Source organism: Herbaspirillum huttiense, from assembly GCF_004367745.1.
GTDB classification, from domain to species: domain Bacteria; phylum Pseudomonadota; class Gammaproteobacteria; order Burkholderiales; family Burkholderiaceae_D; genus Herbaspirillum; species Herbaspirillum huttiense.
Map to the genome: position 1 here is coordinate 1,406,368 of NZ_CP037993.1, position 20,007 is coordinate 1,426,374.

At 66.0% G+C, this 20,007-nt stretch carries 11 protein-coding genes; all 11 read left to right on the forward strand.

The window, feature by feature from the left end; translation table 11 throughout:
* Positions 1-85 precede the first annotated feature (85 nt).
* The 11 genes from E2K99_RS06325 to E2K99_RS06375 all read left to right on the forward strand — a co-directional run bounded on the left by E2K99_RS06325 (position 86) and on the right by E2K99_RS06375 (position 19,818).
* Entirely contained in the window at positions 86-1,738 is a 1,653-nt protein-coding gene (locus E2K99_RS06325) for a VRR-NUC domain-containing protein (RefSeq protein ID WP_134221683.1), read from the forward strand.
* Positions 1,735-4,041, forward strand: a complete 2,307-nt coding sequence (locus E2K99_RS06330; RefSeq protein ID WP_134221684.1) for an ATP-dependent DNA helicase — start codon at positions 1,735-1,737, stop codon at positions 4,039-4,041. The genes E2K99_RS06325 and E2K99_RS06330 overlap by 4 nt, the downstream gene beginning before the upstream one ends.
* A 577-nt stretch (positions 4,042-4,618) precedes the next feature.
* Complete coding sequence (bcsQ, locus tag E2K99_RS06335) at positions 4,619-5,926, forward strand: cellulose biosynthesis protein BcsQ (RefSeq protein WP_134221685.1); 1,308 nt, start codon at positions 4,619-4,621, stop codon at positions 5,924-5,926.
* The gene (gene bcsA, locus E2K99_RS06340) at positions 5,923-8,271 is read left to right on the forward strand and encodes a UDP-forming cellulose synthase catalytic subunit (protein ID WP_134221686.1); all 2,349 of its coding nucleotides are present in this window, start codon (positions 5,923-5,925) and stop codon (positions 8,269-8,271) included. Before bcsQ ends, bcsA begins: the two co-directional genes overlap by 4 nt.
* On the forward strand, positions 8,271-10,577 hold the full coding sequence (gene bcsB / locus E2K99_RS06345; protein ID WP_134221687.1) for a cellulose biosynthesis cyclic di-GMP-binding regulatory protein BcsB: 2,307 nt from the start codon (positions 8,271-8,273) through the stop codon (positions 10,575-10,577). The genes bcsA and bcsB overlap by 1 nt, the downstream gene beginning before the upstream one ends.
* On the forward strand, positions 10,570-11,787 hold the full coding sequence (gene bcsZ, locus E2K99_RS06350; RefSeq protein WP_134221688.1) for a cellulose synthase complex periplasmic endoglucanase BcsZ: 1,218 nt from the start codon (positions 10,570-10,572) through the stop codon (positions 11,785-11,787). The genes bcsB and bcsZ overlap by 8 nt, the downstream gene beginning before the upstream one ends.
* On the forward strand, positions 11,763-15,800 hold the full coding sequence (locus E2K99_RS06355; protein WP_134221689.1) for a cellulose synthase subunit BcsC-related outer membrane protein: 4,038 nt from the start codon (positions 11,763-11,765) through the stop codon (positions 15,798-15,800). Before bcsZ ends, E2K99_RS06355 begins: the two co-directional genes overlap by 25 nt.
* Before the next feature lie 33 nt (positions 15,801-15,833).
* Complete coding sequence (locus tag E2K99_RS06360) at positions 15,834-16,505, forward strand: SGNH/GDSL hydrolase family protein (RefSeq protein ID WP_134221690.1); 672 nt, start codon at positions 15,834-15,836, stop codon at positions 16,503-16,505.
* Entirely contained in the window at positions 16,502-17,170 is a 669-nt protein-coding gene (locus E2K99_RS06365) for an alginate O-acetyltransferase AlgF (RefSeq protein WP_121038002.1), read from the forward strand. Before E2K99_RS06360 ends, E2K99_RS06365 begins: the two co-directional genes overlap by 4 nt.
* Positions 17,171-17,216: 46 nt before the next feature.
* Positions 17,217-18,647 (forward strand): MBOAT family O-acyltransferase, encoded by a 1,431-nt coding sequence (locus E2K99_RS06370; protein WP_134221691.1) that lies wholly within the window; start codon positions 17,217-17,219, stop codon positions 18,645-18,647.
* A gap of 7 nt (positions 18,648-18,654) precedes the next feature.
* Complete coding sequence (locus E2K99_RS06375) at positions 18,655-19,818, forward strand: alginate O-acetyltransferase AlgX-related protein (RefSeq protein ID WP_240733864.1); 1,164 nt, start codon at positions 18,655-18,657, stop codon at positions 19,816-19,818.
* The last annotated feature ends 189 nt before the right edge of the window (positions 19,819-20,007 follow it).

The following is a 20,007-nucleotide window of genomic DNA, read 5'->3' on the forward strand; positions in this document are numbered from 1 at the left end:
TTCGGTCCAATGAATATGTTGCTTCTGGCAGGAAGCGATATACTGTGCATCCATACAGTTCCTTTCCTGCCTGCTTTTCGCCGCAATGTCCGCCGTCCCCGATCACCGTTTCTACTACCTGAGCAATTTCCAGCAGGCGCTGGATTGGCTGGGGCAGCGCTATGCCGACCTGCTGCAGGACGAGGAGTGCGATTTCCTGCTGCGTTTCCCGGCCTTGCCGCTGGCTGCGCGGGCGCTGTTCGTGCGCATGATGATGCGCAAGGGCGAGCACTTCCGCGCCAGCCGTCTGGCTTATCCGGAGATCGGCTGCCCGCTTGAGGCGTCCCGCGATCTGCCGCCGGAGTGGGTGGAGCAGGATGCGCCGCTGTCGCTGGCCCAGGTCTTCGCGCTGGCGACCAAGCCGGAGCTGCTGCGCTGGTTCGGCGTGCGCGGTGGACTCAGGACGGCGCGCAAGGACAGCTTGCTGGCGGCGCTGGAAAGCGATCCGCAACATGCCGCGCCGCGTTGCCTGTCGCAATGGACCGCGCCGGGGCAGGGCGGGGAAGCGGTCCTGCGCATGCGGGTTGGCGGCCTGTGTGAACGTTTGCGTTTGATGTTCTTCGGCAACCTGCGCCAGGACTGGAGCGAATTCGTCCTGGCCGATCTGGGTACGCTGCGCTATGAACAGATCGCCCTTTCTGCCGAGGCGCGCGGTTTTCGCAGCCGTACCGACATTGATCTTTACCTGCGACTGCAGGCCTGCAAGCAGCGCTTCGAGGCCGGTGACGAGGTCGCGGCGGTGCTCGACGCGCTGCCCGCGGAGCGCTTCGACAATCCCTGGCTGGAGAGCCGCCGGGAACGCCTGCTGTTCCAGCTCGGCCAGCATTGCGAGAAGGCCGGCGACTGGCCACAGGCACAGCAGATCTACGCTGCCTGCCGTTATCCCGGTGCACGGGCACGCGCCATCCGCGTGCTGGAAAAACTGGGCCGCTTCGGTCCCGCACAAGCCCTGCTGACGATCGCCCGGCAATCGCCCGAGAGCGAGGCGGAACGCCAGCAACTGCTGCGCATCGCGCCGCGTCTGGCGCGCCAGCTGGGTTTGCCGCCGGCGCTGCGGCCGCGCCCCGCCGTGGTCGATCAGATCGAGCTCGTGTTGCCGGCCGAGGGCGGCCGCGTCGAGCGGGCGGTGCAGTTGCATTTGCAGCAGGCCGATGCGCCGGTGTTCTATGTCGAAAACGCGCTGGCCAATGCCCTGTTCGGCTTGCTGTGCTGGGAAGCGCTGTTCGCGCCCATTCCCGGCGCCTTCTTCCATCCCTTCCAGCGCGAGCCGGCCGATCTCTTGAGCGCCGATTTCGCGGCGCGTCGGCGCGATGTGCTGGCGCGCTGCTTGCGCCGCTTGGATGACGGCAGCTACCGTGCGCATCTCCTTGCCATCCATGAGGCCAAGCACGGCCTGCAATCGCCCTTCGTGGCCTGGGGCTGGATCACGCGCGAGCTGCTGCTGATGGCGCTGGACTGTATCCCCGCTGCACATCTGAAGCTGTGGTGCCTGCGCATCCTTGACGACATTCGCGAGAACCGCAACGGTTTCCCCGACCTGATCCAGTTCTGGCCGCAGCAAGGGCGCTATCGCATGATCGAAGTCAAAGGCCCGGGCGACCGCCTGCAGGACAACCAGCGCCGATGGCTGGACTATTGCGCGCAACAAGGCATGCCGGTGGCGGTGTGCTACCTGCAATGGGAACAGGCGGCAGCATGAACGAGGCTCTCTCGGCCGGCGCTGCGCAAGAGCAGTCCGCACCGCGCTACACCGTCTCGGTTCGTGCACTGTGCGAATTCACCGCCAAGCAGGGCGATCTCGATCTGCGCTTCACGCCCACACCCACCGCCCAGGAAGGCATCGCCGGTCACGCCATCGTGGCGCAGCGGCGCGGGGAGGGCTACCTGAGCGAAGTGACGCTCTCGGCCGATCATGGCGCGCTGCATGTGCGCGGACGCGCCGATGGGTATGACCCCGCGCGCCAGCTGCTGGAAGAAGTGAAGACTTATCGCGGCCAGCTCTCCAGCCTGCCCGACAATCATCGCCACCTGCACTGGGCGCAACTGCGGGTCTATGGCCACCTGATGTGCGAGCGGGAAGGGCTGGCGCGCATCCATCTGGCGCTGGTGTATTTCGACATCGGCAGCCAGCAGGAAACGGTACTGGAAGAAACCCGCAGCCGCGAGGAACTGGCCACGCTCTTTGCGGCGCAATGCGAGCGTTTCATGTGCTGGGCCGAACAGGAGCTGGCGCACCGCGCGGCGCGTGATACGGCTTTGCAGACGCTGCGCTTTCCGCATGGCGATTTCCGTCCCGGTCAGCGGCAACTGGCGGAGGCGGTATTTCGCGCGCAGACGGGCCGGCGCAGCCTGCTGGCGCAGGCACCGACCGGCATCGGCAAGACGCTGGGCACCTTGTTCCCGGCGCTCAAGGCCGCCCCGGCGCAGCGGCTGGACAAGATCCTCTTCCTCGCGGCCAAGACCCCCGGCCGGCAACTGGCGCTGGATGCCGCCGCCACCTTGAAGGATCACGGCGAACTGCCGCTGCGCGTGCTGGAACTGTGCGCACGCGACAAGGCCTGCGAATATCCGGACCGGCTGTGCCGGGGCGATTCCTGTCCGCTGGCGCAGGGCTTCTACGACCGCCTGCCTGCCGCCCGGGCGGCCTGCCTCTCGCAGCCGCTGCTGGATCGTGAGCATCTGCGCAGCGTGGCCCTGCAGCATCAGGTCTGTCCCTACTACCTGGGCAGCGAGATGACGCGCTGGAGCGATGTCATCGTCGGCGATTACAACTACTGGTTCGATGGCGGTGCCATGCTCTACGGCATGGCGCAGGCGCATGACTGGCGCGTGAGCGTGCTGGCCGACGAGGCCCACAACCTGGTCTCGCGGGCGCGCAGCATGTACAGCGCGCAACTGAGCCGGGCAGCGCTGCGGGCCGCGCGCGCCGTGGCGCCGCCGGCCGTGGCCAAGCCGCTGGAACGGCTGGGCCGCGCCTGGACCGCCGCCGGCAAGAAAGCCGACTTGCCCTATCAGGTGCTGGAAGCGCCGCCGGCCAAGTTCGTCGAGGCACTCAGCAGCAGCGTGGGCGCCATCAGCGATTTCCTGGCGCAGGTGGCGGTGCCGCTGGATCCGCCGCTGCGCGATTTCTACTTCGATGCCATGGCCTTCGTGCGGCTGGCCGAATCCTTCGGCCCGCACTCGCTGTTTGATCTCACCCGGGAAGATGAACGCAATACCGTGCTGTGCATCCGCAACGTGGTGCCTGCGCCTTTCCTGGGGCCGCGCTTCGCCTTTGCGCATGCGACCACGCTGTTCTCGGCCACACTGGCCCCGTGGAATTATTTTGCCGATCTGCTGGGCATGCCGGCCAATACCGCCTGGATCGATGTCGAGTCTCCCTTCCAGGCCAGCCAGTTGCAGGTGAAGGTGGCGCATCAGATCTCCACCACCTGGCAGCGCCGCGCAGCCTCCATCGCACCGATCTGCGAACTGATGGCGCGCCAGTATGAAGAGCGGCCGGGCAACTATCTGGCGTTCTTCTCCAGCTTCGACTACCTGCAGCAGGCGCGCGATGCCTTCGCACGGGCGCATCCGCATATTGCCACCTGGCAGCAGTCGCGCCGCATGTCCGAGACCGACCGCGATGCCTTCCTCGCACGTTTCGAAAGCGCCGGACAGGGCATCGGCTTTGCCGTATTGGGCGGCTCCTTCGGGGAAGGCGTGGATCTGCCCGGCGATCGACTCATCGGCGCTTTCGTCGCCACGCTGGGGTTGCCGCAATTCAACCCGGTCAACGAGCAGTTGCGTGAACGCATGGAGCAACTGTTCGGTTGCGGTTACGACTACACCTACCTCTATCCCGGCATGCAGAAAGTGGTGCAGGCGGCCGGCCGCGTCATCCGCACCGAAACCGACCAGGGCACGGTCTGGCTGATCGACCAGCGCTTCGGCCGGCCCGAGGTGCAGGCGCTGCTGCCGGTCTGGTGGCAGATCGCCGATTCCCGTGCGCTGCCAGCGTGAACGCCGTGGCTTCTCAGGTTTTTCCCGAGTGACATCTTTTTACGAACCCCTAGCATAGGCGGGTACGTGGACATGCCCGATCCGGCTTGCCCGATCTCCCGCAGGATGAGAGTCGAAAAGCCGCGCCAGCCGTGGCTCGCGAGTGTCCTTGCGGGATCTTTCGGGAACTGTGTCAATTCCGCGTCGAAGGAGGAACAAATTGTCGCTATTGAGCGACAAAGCGTCCGTCTCGCATGTAAGATTCTGCCTCTTTCTTCATATGTTCCTGGCAAGAAATGAGTGTTGTGTCTTGTCGGCTTTTTACATTTTTGGCAACGAAGAAGGTTGCGGTATCAGGATTTGTTTGTTTTAATGACAACGTGGAATGTGGTCGAAAAAACAACATTCCTGCGCCTGGTCCGCGCGGAGCATGACTCCGCATCCAGAGGGGAAAAGTCCCGCCGTCAGAGCGGATAAATAAATATAGCTGGGGGATGGCAGCATATGGGAACACTTACCGCTTTTTAACAAGGTTGCAGGCAGGTCTTGCGCGCCCGGTCAAAAGCCGCCGCCGTCAGGACAGGGCAGGGAGTCAAGCATGGGAAACGATATCTCCAACTTGCTGAGCAAGTTCGGGGCGACGGTGGATGGGTATCTCGAAATCGAGGCCGCCATCAACTACAAGGAGCCGGTCCGCAAGCCCAAGGCGCCGCTGGTGGTTGCGCAGCCGGCCGCAGCGGACGTGAAGCCCGAACCGGCACCGGTCGTGGCGGCCAGCGCGGTGGTGCCGCTGCTGGACCCGCCTTCGCTTTCCTCCTCCCAGCGCATTGAGCCTGTGATCGAGCCGCTGACCGAGCCGGCCAGCGAGCCGGTCGTCGAAGCCCCTGTCGTTGCTGCGCCTGCTGCCGTCCCGGTCGCTCCAGTCGTTGCAGTCGCTCCTGTCGCCAGACTGGCACCGTCCCTGTCCGTGCAGGCGCCTGCTTCCTCCCCGAACCCGGCGCCGGTCAGCCAGATCAGCCCGTCGGCGCCCCATGGCCCTGGCGTACCCACCCTGTTGCGTTCGATGCTGGGCGAGGCCGCGCGTCAGCGCGAAGCCCTGCAGCGCGCCAACAACGACGACGCCGGTCAGTCCGGCGTGGCCCTGCCCCCCACGACGCCCGCACAGGTGATTGCCGTAGTCTCGCCCAAGGGCGGGGTCGGAAAGACCACCCTGTGCTCGGCCCTGGCCTGCAGTCTGGCGCGCCATGGCCGCGTGATCGCCATCGACCTGGATCCGCAGAATGCCTTGCAATACCATCTGGGCGTGAGTGCCGACGCCGTTGCTGCAGCGGCCGCCGCCGCAGATTGGCGCAGTGGCCTGGCTGCCGGCATGGCCGGCACGCAGGTGGTCAGCCACACCCTGGTGGCCGCCGCTGGCGAATCTGCGCTGGCCCAGCAGATGGCCGAGGATGGCCAATGGCTGCTGCGCCGGTTGCACGCCCTGCAGCTGCAGGCGGGCGACGTGGTGCTGCTGGACCTGCCGGCCGGACAGACCGCCTATCTCGACCAGGCCCTGCGAGCCGCCGACCAGGTGCTGGCGGTGGTGACGCCCGACGCCGGTTCTTTCCTGGCGCTGGAACATATGCGCCAGGTCCTGCATGGCCGCAACAACTGCCGCTATGTGGTCAACAAATACGATGCCAGCCGCAGTTTCAGCCAGGACATGCTGGAAGTGCTCAAGCGCTGGATGGGTCCGCGCCTGGCTGGGGTGATCGCGCTCGATCACGCCATCAGCGAAGGCCTGGCCTATGGCTTCAATCCGCTGGTCAAGGACGGCCACTCGCCGGCCTATGAGCAATTGCAGGGCGTGAGCGAGGTGCTGCGCGCCGCTGTCGCCAAAGCCGTCGCTACGGGTGCACGCGCATGACGACCGGATCCCAGGCACCCTCGCCATCGCATTCGCCAGCCCCGTCCGACCTGCCTGCCGCCGCCACGCTGTCACCGCATCCGCCAGGACAGGAGCCCTCGGCACGGCCATCGGCCAACCGCCTGCAACAATGGATGCAGACCGTCGGCGCGCGCCTCGAAGGCTTGCCGCGCGGGCCGCGCCGTCTGGTGCAATGGGCCGTGCTGCTGTTTGCCACGATGCTGGCGTTGCTGATCATTTCGGTGCCGCTGGACTTCGCCGCCCAATGCGTCTTCGCCATCGGCTGCTTCGTCGCCGCGCTGGTGCTGCGCAAGCAGTCGGGACGGTTCCCGGTGCTGGTGCTGATCACGCTCTCGCTGACGGTGTCGATGCGCTACATGTACTGGCGCATCAGTTCCACGCTGGCCTTTGAAAGCTGGCTGGACATCTGCTTCGGCTACGGACTGCTGGCGGCCGAACTGTATTCGCTGCTGGTGCTGACGCTGGGCTACCTGCAGACCGCCTGGCCGCTGCGCCGCAAGCCGCAGATGCTGACCATGCCGCCTGCGGAGTGGCCGACGGTGGATGTCTTCATTCCCTCGTACAACGAATCGCTGGACATCGTCTCGCTCACCATCTTCGCCGCGCAGGCCATCGACTGGCCGCAGGACAAGCTGCGCGTGCACGTGCTCGATGATGGCCGCCGCGAAGAATTCCGCGAGTTCTGCGACAACATCGGCGTGAACTACCTGGTGCGCTCCGACAACAAGCACGCCAAGGCCGGCAACCTCAACGAGGCGCTCAAGGTCACCGACGGCGAATTCGTGGCCATCTTCGATGCCGACCACGTGCCGACCCGTTCCTTCCTGCAGATCTGCATGGGCTGGTTCTACAAGGACCCCAAGCTGGCCATGCTGCAGACCCCGCACTTCTTCTTCTCGCCCGATCCCTTCGAGAAGAACCTCAATACCTTCCGCTCGGTACCCAACGAGGGCGAGCTGTTCTATGGCCTGGTGCAGGATGGCAATGACCTGTGGAATGCCGCCTTCTTCTGCGGCTCCTGCGCCGTCATGCGCCGTACCGCGTTGATGGGAATCGGCGGCATCGCCACCGAGACCCTGACCGAAGATGCGCACACCGCGCTGAAGATGAACCGTGCCGGCTACAACACCGCCTATCTCGCCATCCCCCAGGCCGCCGGCCTGGCCACCGAGAACCTGGCGCGCCACATCCGACAGCGCGTGCGCTGGGCGCGCGGCATGGCGCAGATCTTCCGCGTCGACAATCCGCTCAAGGGCAGGGGGCTGCGTCTGGGCCAGCGGCTGTGCTACCTCAACGCCATGCTGCACTTCTTCTATGGCCTGCCGCGCCTGATCTTCCTGACGGCGCCATTGACGTACCTGTTCTTCGGCGCCCACATCTTCCAGGCCTCGGCGCTGATGATCACGGCCTACGTGCTGCCCCACGTGCTGCACGCCAGCCTGACCAACTCGCGCATCCAGGGACGCTTCCGCCATTCCTTCTGGAACGAGGTCTACGAGACCGTGCTGGCCTGGTACATCCTGGGACCGGTGCTGCTGGCGCTGGTGAACCCCAAGCTGGGCGGCTTCAACGTCACCGACAAGGGCGGCATCATCACCGATGACCACTTCGACTGGAAGCTGGCGCGGCCCTACATGGTGCTGCTGGGGCTGAACGTGGCCGGACTGGGCTTCGGCATCTGGCAACTGATCCATGGTGATCCGAATGCGGTCACCACCATCCTCATCAACATGGCCTGGACGCTCTACAACGTCATCATCAGCAGCGCCGCCATGGCGGTCGCTTCCGAAACCCGCCAGGTACGCAGCGAGCCGCGCGTGACCGCCGAACTGCCGGTACGCATCAAGCTCGACGACGGCAGCATCATTGACGGCAAGACCCTGGACTTCTCGCAGAAGGGCATCGGCCTGCGCCTGCCGGCCGGCGTCAGCATCGCACGCAATGCACGCATCGAGGTCTCGATGATGCGCAATGCGCAGGAGAAGGTCTTCCCGGCGATGGTGGTGTTCAGCCGCAACGACATGGTCGGTGCGCAGTTCCACGAACTGTCGCTGCGCCAGCAAAGCGAACTGGTGCGCCTGACCTTCTCGCGCGCCGACATCTGGGACAACAACTGGGGCAAGAGCCGTCCCGATACGCCGCTCAAAGCTTTGCGTGAAGTCGCCGGCATCGGCATGAATGGCGTACGGCAATTGTTCAAGGCCACCCTGATCCTGATGCGCAGCCGGCGTGCGCAACGCCGCGCGCCGGCACCCGCTGCAGCCCCCTCGGCAGTGGCGGCAGCCACTGTGCCCGTTACCGATAACACTCTGGAAAAACAATAATGAAAACGAAGCAGTCTCAAGCGCAACGGATGCCCTTGCGCCAGCGCTCCCTGTGCCTGATGCTGGCGGCCGTGATGACGGCAGGCAGCCTGCCGTTGCCGGCACTGGCGGCCACTCCCGCGACCCCCTCGGCCGCGGCCACGCCCGGTCTGCCGGCACCGATCCCGATGGCCGGCGATCCTTACGTGTTCACCTTCAAGCAGCTGGGCCGCAACGGTTCGATGAACCTGCATGGCGTGGATGCCACCGACAGTCTCAACTTCGACGTGCCGGTCTCGCTGGTGGCCACCGGTGCGCACGTGACCCTGTATTACACGTATTCGCCCGCGCTGCTGCCGGACCTGTCGCAGATCAACGTGATGGTCAACGACGTGGTGGCCGGCAGCATCCCGCTGCCCAAGGAAAACTCCGGCAGCATGCAGACCGCCAAGGTCGACATCCCGGCCAAGCTGATTACCGAATTCAACCGCCTGAGCCTGCAGTTCATCGGCCACTACACGATGGGTTGCGAGGATCCCTTGCATTCCAGCCTGTGGACGCGCGTGGCCAACGGCTCCACGCTGGACCTGCAGACCACGGCGCTGCCGCAGAAGGATGACCTGGCGCTGATGCCCGTACCCTTCTTCGACCGGCGCGACATCCGCATGCTGAACCTGCCCTTCATCTTTGCCGGCACGCCCGACAACGGCACGCTGGAAGCGGCAGGGTCGCTGTCGTCCTGGTTCGGCGCGCTGGCCGCCTATCGCGGTGCGCGCTTCCCGGTACAGATCAACACCTTGCCCCAGCGCGGCAATGCCGTGCTGATGGTGGCCGGCGAGGCCGCCACCACCGTGGCCGGTGTGGCCGTGGCCGCGCCCAAGGGGCCGACCCTGACCGTGCAGGCCAATCCGAATGATGCCAATGGCAAATTGCTGATCGTCTCCGGCCGCAACATCGCCGAACTCAAGCAGGCCGCCGCTGCCCTGACGCTGGGCGGCAAGGGCCTGGCGGGCAGCTCGGTGGTGGTCGACAAGCTGCAGCCGCTGACTCCGCGCCAGCCGTATGACGCGCCCAACTGGCTGCCTACCGATCGTCCGGTGAAACTCTCCGAGCTGATCGATCCCAAGCGCCTCAATGTCTCCGGCTACAACCCGGGCGAGATCACCATTCCGCTCAACTTCCCGCCCGCGCTCTCCAGCTGGCGACAGGATGGCGCAAAGCTGAAACTGGTGTATCGCTACACGCCGCAGCCCAAGTCGTCCAATTCGTCCTTCATGGTCAGCTTGAATGATGGCCTGATCAAGGCCGACGTGCTGCTGCCGCATGACCAGCTGGACAAGAGCCTGCTGGCCGCCATCAAGGATGACGCGCTCACCCGCGAGATGAACGTGCGCCTGCCGCTGAACCTGGCCGGTCCGCAATCGCGTCTGCAGCTGCGCTACATGTACGATTTCGTCAAGCAGGGCGAATGCCAGGACGTCATCATCGACAACGTGCGCGGCAGCATCGATCCCGAATCCACCATCGACCTGCGCGGCTACGATCACTTCATGGCCATGCCCAATCTGGGCGTGTTCAAGGATGCCGGTTTCCCCTTCACGCGCATGGCCGATCTGTCGGAGTCGGCGGTGGTACTGCCCGACAATGCCACGCCCGATGATCTCTCGGCCTACCTGACGCTGCTGGGCCGCTTCGGCAGCGCCACCGGCTATCCGGCGACCGGCGTGGCCGTGACCCAGGCCGCCCAGGTCGACAAGGTGGCCTCGCGCGACCTGCTGGTGCTGGCCTCGGGGCAGAATCAGCCGCTGCTCAAGCAATGGGCCGATCGCCTGCCGGCGGTGGTGACCGGAGACAAGCAGCGCTTCCAGGTGGCCGATCTGGCCCTGCGCGTGCGCAGCTGGCTGCAGATCGATGACGAGGACCAGGCCAAGCGCCGTGCGCGGCTGGCACTGGCCTTCTCGGGGGGCGAGCCGACCTCTTACCTGACCGGTTTCGAGTCGCCCCTCGACAGTGGCCGCAGCGTGGTGGTGCTGGCCGGTGGCGATGCATCCGGCCTGCAACAGATCCTCGATGCGATGGCCAGCAAGGACCCGGAAGCCGAGACCATCCAGGGCAGCCTGGTGGCGGTGCGAGGGACCACCATCGATCCGCTGCTGGCCGAAGAAAATTATTTCGTCGGCAGCATGTCGCCGCTGCGCATGCTGCGCTGGTGGCTGTCGCGCCACGTGCTGGCCATGTTCGTGCTGATTGCCGGCGGCATCCTGATGCTCGGCGGCCTGGCTTACCTGACCCTGCGCGCCAAGGCGAGAAAGCGTCTCAATGCCTGACCTGCCGTTCCAGCCTCTGCGACGCAGCCTGTTGAAGGTGATGGCAGCACTCGCGCTCAGTGGTGCCGGTGCGGCCGCCAGCGCCGCGCCGGCCGCCTGCGCGGCGGTTGACTGGCCGGCCTGGCAATCCTGGGCTGGCAGTCACGTGCAACCCGATGGCCGGGTCCTGCACTCCAGCCTGCTGCCCAATCACACCACGTCCGAAGGCCAGTCCTACAACCTGCTGCTGTCGCTGATCGCCAACGATCCGCAACGCTTTGACCAGATCTGGAGCTGGACGCGCGACAACATGATGGGGCCCGATGCCGCCAACCGCTTGCCGGGCTGGCTGTGGGGGCAGGGTGCCGATGGCAAGTGGCAATTGCAGGACGCCAATTCCGCATCGGATGCCGATCTGTGGATTGCCTACGCGCTGCTGGAAGCGGCGCGTCTGTGGCAGCGCCCGACCTATCGCAGCGATGCAGTGCGCCTGCTCGACGCCATCGAAGCGCGCCTCGTGGTGGACCTGCCTGGCCTGGGCAAGATGGTCTTGCCGGGACCGCAGGGCTTCAGCCAGGGCAACCAGGCCTGGACGCTCAATCCGAGTTACCTGCCGTTGCCGCTGCTGCGCCGTCTGCACAAGGAGCGCCCCAAGGGCCCCTGGCAGCAGATCGCCACCAATACCGTGCGCATGATCCAGGCCACCAGCCCCAAGGGTTTCGTGGCGGATTGGGTCGGCTACAAGATGACGGCGGCGCAAGCCGGCCAGTTCATGGTCGATCCGGCCAAGGGTGAACTGGGCAGCTATGACGCCATCCGCGTCTACCTGTGGGCCGGCATGACCTCGCCGCGTGACCCCGGGGCCGCACCGCTGCTGGCCGCCCTGGATGGCATGCGCCAGCGCATCGTCGCCACCGGCATCGCGCCGGAGAAGGTAGCCGTGACCAGCGGTGCCATCGAAGGGCAGGGACCGTTCGGGTTTGGCGCGGCGTTGGTGCCGTATCTGCAGGCCAAGGGCGAAAACACCCTGGCCGCGCAATGGCAGGCGCGCGCCGCACAACAGCTGGAAAGCGGACTGGCCCAGCCCAGTGCGCAACCGGAAATTCTGTATTACAACGTCATGCTCGGCCTGTTCGGCCTCGGATGGGCCGAGCAGCGATATCAGTTCCGCGACGACGGAACGCTCAATTTGTCTTGGGAGAAGTCATGCGCACGCGCCGTACCACGCTAGCCATCGGAGTGCTGGCCGCGCTCCTGGGCGCACCCCTGGCCCCGGCCCTGGCTGCGCCGACGGACCTGCAGGCCCAGCTGGTGGAGCAGGGCCAGTACTGGCAGGCGCGCAACAACAACCAGCGCGCCGCCGAGGTCTGGCAGAAGGTGCTGCAGCTGGACAAGTCGCAGGTCAACGCGCTGTACGGCATGGGCCTGATCGGCGTGAAGCAGAACCGGCCGCAGCAGGCCAATGCGTATCTGGAACGGCTGCAGGCGCTCTCGCCGCAACCCTGGCAAGCCGCCCAGCTGATGCAGGACATCGCCCTGGCCCGCCCTGAAAACCAGGCCCTGCTGGCCGAAGCCCGCCGCCTGGTGGATGCCGGCGAGCGTGACCGCGCTACCGACACCTTCCGCAAGATGTTCAATGGCCTGACGCCCTCGGGCACGGTCGGCCGCGAGTACTACAACAATCTGGCCTTCAACGATGCCAGCTGGCCGGAAGCGCGCAAGGGCATGGAACGCCTGCTGCGCGAAACTCCCGAGGACAGCATCCTGGCACTGTTCTACGGCAAGCAGCTGGCGCGCCATGAAGACAGCCGGGTGGAAGGCATCCGCGTGCTCTCGCGCCTGAGCAAGCAGACCGACATCGGTGGCGACGCCGATGAAAGCTGGCGTCTGGCGCTGACCTGGCTGGGCCCGCCGAGTCCGGCGCAGGCCCCGCTGTTTGAAGAATTCCTCAAGGTCCATCCGGACGACAAGGACATCCGCGACCTGCTGGCCAAGGGCCGCTCGCAGGTCACCGCCACGCAGACGCCGACGGTGCTCTCGCGCGGCCTGCAGGCCCTGGAGAAGGGCGATCTGCAGGAAGCCGAAAAGGCTTTCCAGGAACGCCTCTCCAGCCATCCCGATGAAACCGATGCACTCGGTGGCCTGGGTGTGGTGCGCCAGCAGCAGAACCGTCTGGCCGATGCCGAACCGCTGCTGGCGCGCGCCGTAGCGAAGGGCGGCAGCGGCTGGAAGAAGGCGCTCGACAGCGTGCGCTACTGGCTGCTGATCCAGCGCGGCCGCGAACTGCAGGCGCGCGGCCAGACCCGCCAGGCGCAGGATACGCTGACCCAGGCGCTGCGCCTGGATCCGAAGAACACCGATGGCTTGGTCGCCATCGCCGATATCGAAGCCACGGCCGGCCAGTTCGAGGCCGCCACGGCGCACTATCGCCAGGTACTGGCGGTGCAGCCGGCACAGGTCGGTGCGATTCGCGGTCTGGTGAATGTGCTCTCGCAGACCGGGCAAGCCGATGAAGCGCTGCGCCTGCTCGACAAGCTCACCCCGCAACAACAGGCCGAGTTCGGCGACCAGGGCCGCCTGCGCGCCCTGCGTGCGACCCAGCAAGCCAACCTGGCCGAACAGCGTGGCGATCTCAATGCCGCACTGGACGCCCGGCGCGAAGCGGTGCGCAACGATCCCGACAACGTCTGGACCACCTTCGACCTGGCCCGCCTCTACATCAAGGCCGGCCAGTCGCGCCAGGCGCGCGTGACCATCGATGACTTCACCCGCGAGCATCGCGACAACGTCGATGCGCTCTACGCCAGCGCCTTGCTGTCGGCGGAGATGGAGCAATGGCAGGATGCGCTCGACACCCTGCGCCGCATCCCCGAGGCCCGTCGTACCGCACCGATGACCGATCTGTATCGCCAGGTCACGCTGACCATCCAGGTCGGCCATGCGAGCGAGCTGGTCAAGACCGGCCAGCGCCAGGAAGCCCTGGCGCTGCTGGATCGCGTGCAGCCCGAAGCGGCCGGCAATGCCGAGCGCACCGGCACACTGGCCTCGGCCTATGTCGATGCGGGCGATACCCCGCGTGCGCTGGCGCTGATGCAGCCGCTGATTGCGCCGCCGGCCACGCCGAGCGCCGCTACGCGCCTGCAATACGCGTCGGTGCTGCTCAGGGCCGGTGAGGATGCGCAGGTCTACAGCGTACTCACGGCCTTGCAGAACCAGAACATGGACGTGGCCACGCGCAAGCAATACGACGATGTGCGTTTCCTCTACCGCGTGCGCCAGGCCGAACGCCTGCGCGAAGGTGGCGACCTGGCGGCGGCCTACGACACGCTGGCCCCCGCGCTGTCACAGCGGCCCACCGATATCGGTGCGCTCTCGGCACTGGCCCGCATGTTCAATGCGGCCGGCGACAATGCCCGCGCACTGGCGCTCTACAAACCACTGGCCGAACGCAATCCGCGCGACGTCACGGTGTTGCTGGGCGCGGCCGATACCGCCATGCAGGCGCACGACAATGCCTATGCCCTGCGCCTGCTGGATCAGTTCAACAAACTGGAAAGCAGCGATCCCAGCACCCTGACCGAAGCCGCACGCATCTATCGTGCGCTGGGCAAGACCGGCGAAGCCACGGCACTGTTGCGCAAGGCGGTGGCCATTGAAAACTCGGCGCGCCAGCGCAGCCTGATGGCCCAGGGCAATGGTTTCGATCCGGCCATCAATCCCTTCCGCACCCAGCGTCGCCTGCCGGGCAACGAGAATGTGGCTGCCATCCCGCCGCCTGCCGAGACCATGCTGCGTCCGGCGATGATGACGGCTTCTGCACCGGCGGCGGCCGATGTGTTGCCGACCCCGGCCAACGCGCGTGTGGCGGCGTCGCAGGCCGCGCCTGCGGTGGCCTATGGCCCGGCGCTTGGTCCGGTGTTCAGCAATGCATCGCCGGCTCCGGCGCAGATGGTCCAGACCACCCAGCCGGGCAGGGCGGGCGCTTATGCGCAGCAAGGTGCGGCACCTGCCACCGCTTTGCCGGGTGCGGCCACCGCCGCCCAGCGCGCCTTGCTGGCGCTGCAGGGCCAGCAAGGCCTGCCGGCGGACAACCTCACGCCGGCGCAGCGCGCCCTCAACGACATCCTGCAGGCGCGCAGCCCCTACGTCACGCAAGGCGTGGTGGTGCGCGGCAATGCCAGCGAATCGGGCCTGAGCCGCATCAACGATATCGAAGCCCCGCTGGAAGTGAACATGCCGGTCGGCAATGACCGCGTGGCCGTGCGTATCACGCCGGTCTCGCTGGATGGCGGCACCATGACCGACGAGGCCGCCAGCCGCTTCGGCGGTGGCGGTTCCAGTGCCACCGGCGTGGGCAAGCAGAGCGCCAGCGGCGTGGGCGTGGCGGTAGCCTACGAGCGTCCTGACGACGGCATCAAGGCCGACATCGGCACGACGCCCAGCGGTTTCAAGTATCCCAACGTGGTCGGTGGCGTGAGCGTGGAGCAGCCGCTCGGCGGCAGCAGCACCAACCGCTTCGGCGTGACGGTGTCGCGCCGTGCCGTCAACGACAGCATCACCTCGTTTGCCGGCAGCACCGACCCGCGCATCGGCCGTTCCTGGGGCGGCGTGACCGCCAACGGCGGCCGTGCCGAGATGAGTTCGGATGATGCCCAGACCGGCGTCTACGCCTACGGTGCCCTGCACAGCCTGATGGGCCGCAACGTCGAATCCAACACGCGTGTGGAACTGGGCGGCGGTGCCTACCAGTACCTGGCCAACGGCAACGACGAGAAGATGACGGCCGGTGTCTCCGCCACCCTCATCAGCTACGCCAACAACCAGAACTTCTACACCTATGGCCACGGCGGTTACTTCAGCCCGCAGGCCTATCTGGGGCTGGGCGTGCCGGTGACCTGGGCCAAGCGCAGCGACCGTTTCAGCTTCCAGCTCAAGGGCTCGGCCGGTGTGCAGTACTTCCGCCAGGACGGCGCGGATTACTTCCCCACGGATGCCGCCCTGCAAGCGGCCAGCGGCAAGACCTACGGGCAGCAGACCAAGACCGGCATCGGCTACAGCCTGGAAGGCAGCGGCGAATACCGCTTTGCGCCGCGTCTGTTTGTGGGCGGTACGCTGCGCCTGAACAATTCGAGCGACTTCCGCGAACTCAATGTCGCCATGTACCTGCGCTATACCCTGGAGGACATGCAGGGCAGTTTCCTGACCTTGCCGGTCAGCCCGTATCGTTCGCCGTACTCCAACTGATTTGACTGAACATTTTTTGATAGAGAGATTGCCATGGCAGCTGCATCCATTCTCGCTGGTCTGAGTATCCTGGTCCTGGGCGAAAGCCACATGAGCCTGGCCGACCACCTCACCGAACCCCTGAACGCCAAGCTGGTCCAGATGGGCGCCAAGGTCCACTCCATCGGCGCCTGCGGTGCCAGCGCCGGCGACTGGCTGACCACCAAGAAGGTCGACTGCGGTGCCGAGCAGATCGACAACGGCAAGATCCAGATCAAGGGCCGCGATGCCAGCACCACGCCCATCGCCGAACTGATCGCCAAGGACAAGCCGGACCTGGTGGTGCTGGTCATCGGCGACACCATGGCCTCCTACGACAAGCCGGCTTTCCCCAAGGCCTGGGCCTGGCAAAGCGTGACCAGCCTGACCAAGGCGATTGCCGCCACCGGCACCAAGTGCGCCTGGGTCGGACCTGCCTGGGGCAAGGCCGGCGGCATGTACCAGAAGAACGATGCGCGCACCCAGCTGATGTCGCAGTTCCTGGCTGCCAACGTGGCGCCTTGCACCTACATTGATTCGCTGGCCATGTCCAAGCCGGGCCAATGGATCACCACCGATGGCCAGCACTTCACCGTGGCCGGCTACAAGTCCTGGGGTTCGGCCATCGGCGATGCGCTGGGCAAGCTGCCGGCCGATGCCGTGAGCGCCAAGGGAGCCAAGAAATGAGCGTGCTGCGCGCACTGACCGCGAGCGCGGCCCTGCTGGGCTGCGCGGGGGCGATGGCCGCTGACATTCCGCTGTATCCGACCGGCCCGGCCGAGGATGCCGCTTTCATCCGCTTCATCAACGCCACGCCCGACGCGCTGCAAGTGGTGGCCCAGAAGGGCCAGCCGCCGCTGAAACTGGACGCGGCCAAGCCGGTCTCGTCCTTCTTCCCGGTGCAGGCCAAGTCCACCATCAAGGGCACGCTGACGGTGGCGGGCAAGAGCCTGGAGCTGGGCGTGCAGGCCAAGCCGGGCGAGTTCGCCACGGTGGTGGTGCTGCCTGATCCCAAGGGCATCCGCCAGGTCACCGTGCAGGACAATCCGGATGACTTCAATGGCCTGAAGGCCTCGCTGGCCTTCTTCAATCTCGATGCTTCCTGTGCCGCTGCAGCCCTGCGTCCGGCCGGCCGCACTGCCGACCTGTTCAAGGGCGTGGCGCAAGGCAGCCTGCAGCGCCGTTCCATCAATCCGGTCAAGCTGTCGGTGCAGCTGGTGTGCGGAGGTACCAATACCGGTCCGGTGCTGGACCTGGGCGAACTGAAAGCGGGCGAGCGCTACAGCGTCCTGCTGCTGCCCTCGGCCAGCGGTCCGCGCCTGCTGGCGGCTACCGACAAGCTGGCCAACTGATTGCTTGACGCTGACTTACGCTGACTGACGCCGACTGCACCACGCCATGGTCTTTGCCTCGCTTGAATTCCTGACGCTGTTCCTGCCGCTGTTCCTGCTGGTCTATGCCCTGGTGCCGCAGCGCGGGCGCAATGGCGTGCTGCTGGCGGGCAGCTGGCTGTTCTATGGCTGGCTGAGTCCGCTGTTCCTGTCCCTGCACGTGGTGCTGACCATCGTGGCCTGGGTTGGTGGCCTGCTGGTGGACCGCGCCCGTGCGCGTGAGGAAGGGCAGGGCAGTCTGCGCCGTCCCGTGCTGCTGATCGCGCTGGTGGTCTTCAATACGGCGGTGCTGGTCTGGTACAAGTACGCCAACATCGTCGCTGCCACCGTGAGCGATCTGATGCAGCACTACGGTGCCATGCCGCTGGCGTGGCAGAAGGTGGCGCTGCCGGCGGGCCTGTCCTTCATCGTGCTGCAGGCGATTTCCTATCTGGTGGATGTGCACCGGCGCACGGTGGCGGTGGAGCGCAGCTTCATCAATTACGCCACCTACATCTCCATGTTCGGCCACTCGATTGCCGGCCCCATCATCCGTTACGACTGGGTGCAGCGCGAGTTGCGCGAGCGCTGGTTCAATCGGGAAAATTTCTCACTCGGTGCGCGCCGCTTCATGGTTGGCATGGCCATGAAGGTGCTGGTGGCCGATACGCTGTCGCCCCTGGTGGATGCAGCCTTCCACCTGGAGCATCCGACCCTGATCGATGCCTGGATCGGATGCCTGGCGTATTCGATGCAACTGTTCTTCGATTTCTCCGGCTACAGCGCCATGGCCATCGGCCTGGGTTTGATGCTGGGTTTCCACTTCCCCGAGAACTTCAATCATCCCTATCTGGCCGGCAGCATCCAGGATTTCTGGCGGCGCTGGCACATCTCGCTCTCCAGCTGGCTGCGCGACTATCTCTACATCGGCCTGGGCGGCAATCGCCACGGCGTCTGGAAGACTTATCGCAACCTGTTCCTGACCATGGCCATCGCCGGTCTCTGGCATGGCGGCGACAGCTGGAATTATTTGCTGTGGGGTTCGGCGCATGGCGTGGCGCTGTGCATTGATCGTGCGTGGTCGCGCTCTTCGTTGCCGTCCATTCCTTCGTGGCTGGCCCATGGCTTGACGCTGCTGTTCGTCTGCCTGGCCTGGACCCTGTTCCGCGCGCCGGATTTCGCCACCGCTGCCACGATGTATGCGGGCCAGTTCGGCTTGCATGGCACGGGCCTGAGCGATGCGCTGGCCGTGATGCTGCGGCCGGTGCAGGCGCTGGCCGTGCTGCTGGGTTTGTTCTGGATCGTCGCCCCGCTGTGGCAGGCGGCGCTGGAGGCGCGCTGGGGCGAACGCGCACTCTATCTCTGGTTCGTGCGGGCGTGGCCGATTGCCGCCTTCCTGCTCTCCTTTGCACTGATCGCCAGCCGCGAGACCGTGCCTTTCCTTTACTTCCAGTTCTGAGCCGACGATGAGCACGCCCCCCGTTCACGCTGCACATACGCCTCCTGAGCCCAGCGCCATGGCGCGCCGCGCCAGCCGTTGGGCCGGTGCCGCGCTGGCCGCCGTGCTGTGTGCAGGATTGATCTCCTGCGGCTGGCTGGTGTACGCCGGCAAGATCGACTGGCTACCCGCCAGCTGGACGCGCGACGACGCCTTGCATGGCGAACTGACGCATCAACTGGCCAAGCAGCTTTCCAACGCCTGGCTGCCGGACCAGGCCGCCAAACTGGAACGTGCCGGCAGCTGGCTGCTGCTGGGCGATACCGGCCCGCGCGTGCGCACCGGCTGCCCCGGCTGGCTGTTCCTGGCCGAAGAATTGCAGGTCAATCGCCACGCACAAGCCAACGCGCAGACCAAGCGCGCCGCAGTGCTGGCCATCCGGCAGGCGCTGGCCCAACGTGGCATCGGCCTGCTGGTGTCGGTGGTGCCGGACAAGAGCCGCATCGCCGCCAGCGCCTTGTGCGGCCTCACGCGTCCGGCCGAATTGAATGCGCGCGCCGCGCAATGGGTGAGCGAACTGAATCAGGATGGCGTGGCCGCCATCGACCTCGCCCCCGCGCTGGCACCACTCGGTGCTTCGGCCTACCTGCACACCGATACGCACTGGAACGAGACCGGCGCGAACGCCGCCGCGCAGGCCATCGCCGCGCGCATCACGGCCGCTGGCGTGCAGGCCACGCCGCAGCAGGCCTATACCGCCCAGCCGGGCAAGCTGGCACAGCGTCCCGGCGACCTGGTGCACCTGGCCGGACTGGACTGGCTGCCGTTGCGCTGGCAACCCACGCCGGAAAGCGTGGCCGCCACCGTCTTCACCGAAGCGGCCGCCACAGGGCAGGGCGCCGTCGCCAAGGGCGGCGATGATCTCGACGATCTGTTGGGCGACGGCGAGTTGCCCAACGTGGCCCTGATCGGTACTTCGTTCTCGCGCAATTCCAACTTCGTCGGCTTCCTGCAGATGGCGCTGGGCGCGAAGATCGGCAGCTTCGCCAAGGATGGCGGCAAGTTCTCCGGCAGCGCCCGCGATTACTTCGCCAATCCCGCCTTCACCCAGACGCCGCCCAAGCTGGTGGTCTGGGAAATCCCCGAGCGCGACCTGCAGACGCCCTACGAAGCGATCTCACTGGCCCGCTGATCCATCATTAAGCTGGCGTTAATGCTGTCTCAACGGGCATTAACGTTGCATTAATGCAATAAATCATTTCCTTTCCGGCGCATTTTCATGTGTGCCGCCCTCCGCTTTGCTGGAGGCAGGTCCCCGGGCCTGCTAAACTTGCCGGTCCGCCCACCGACCGGGCAGGATCCAGGCACTGCCTGGTCAACC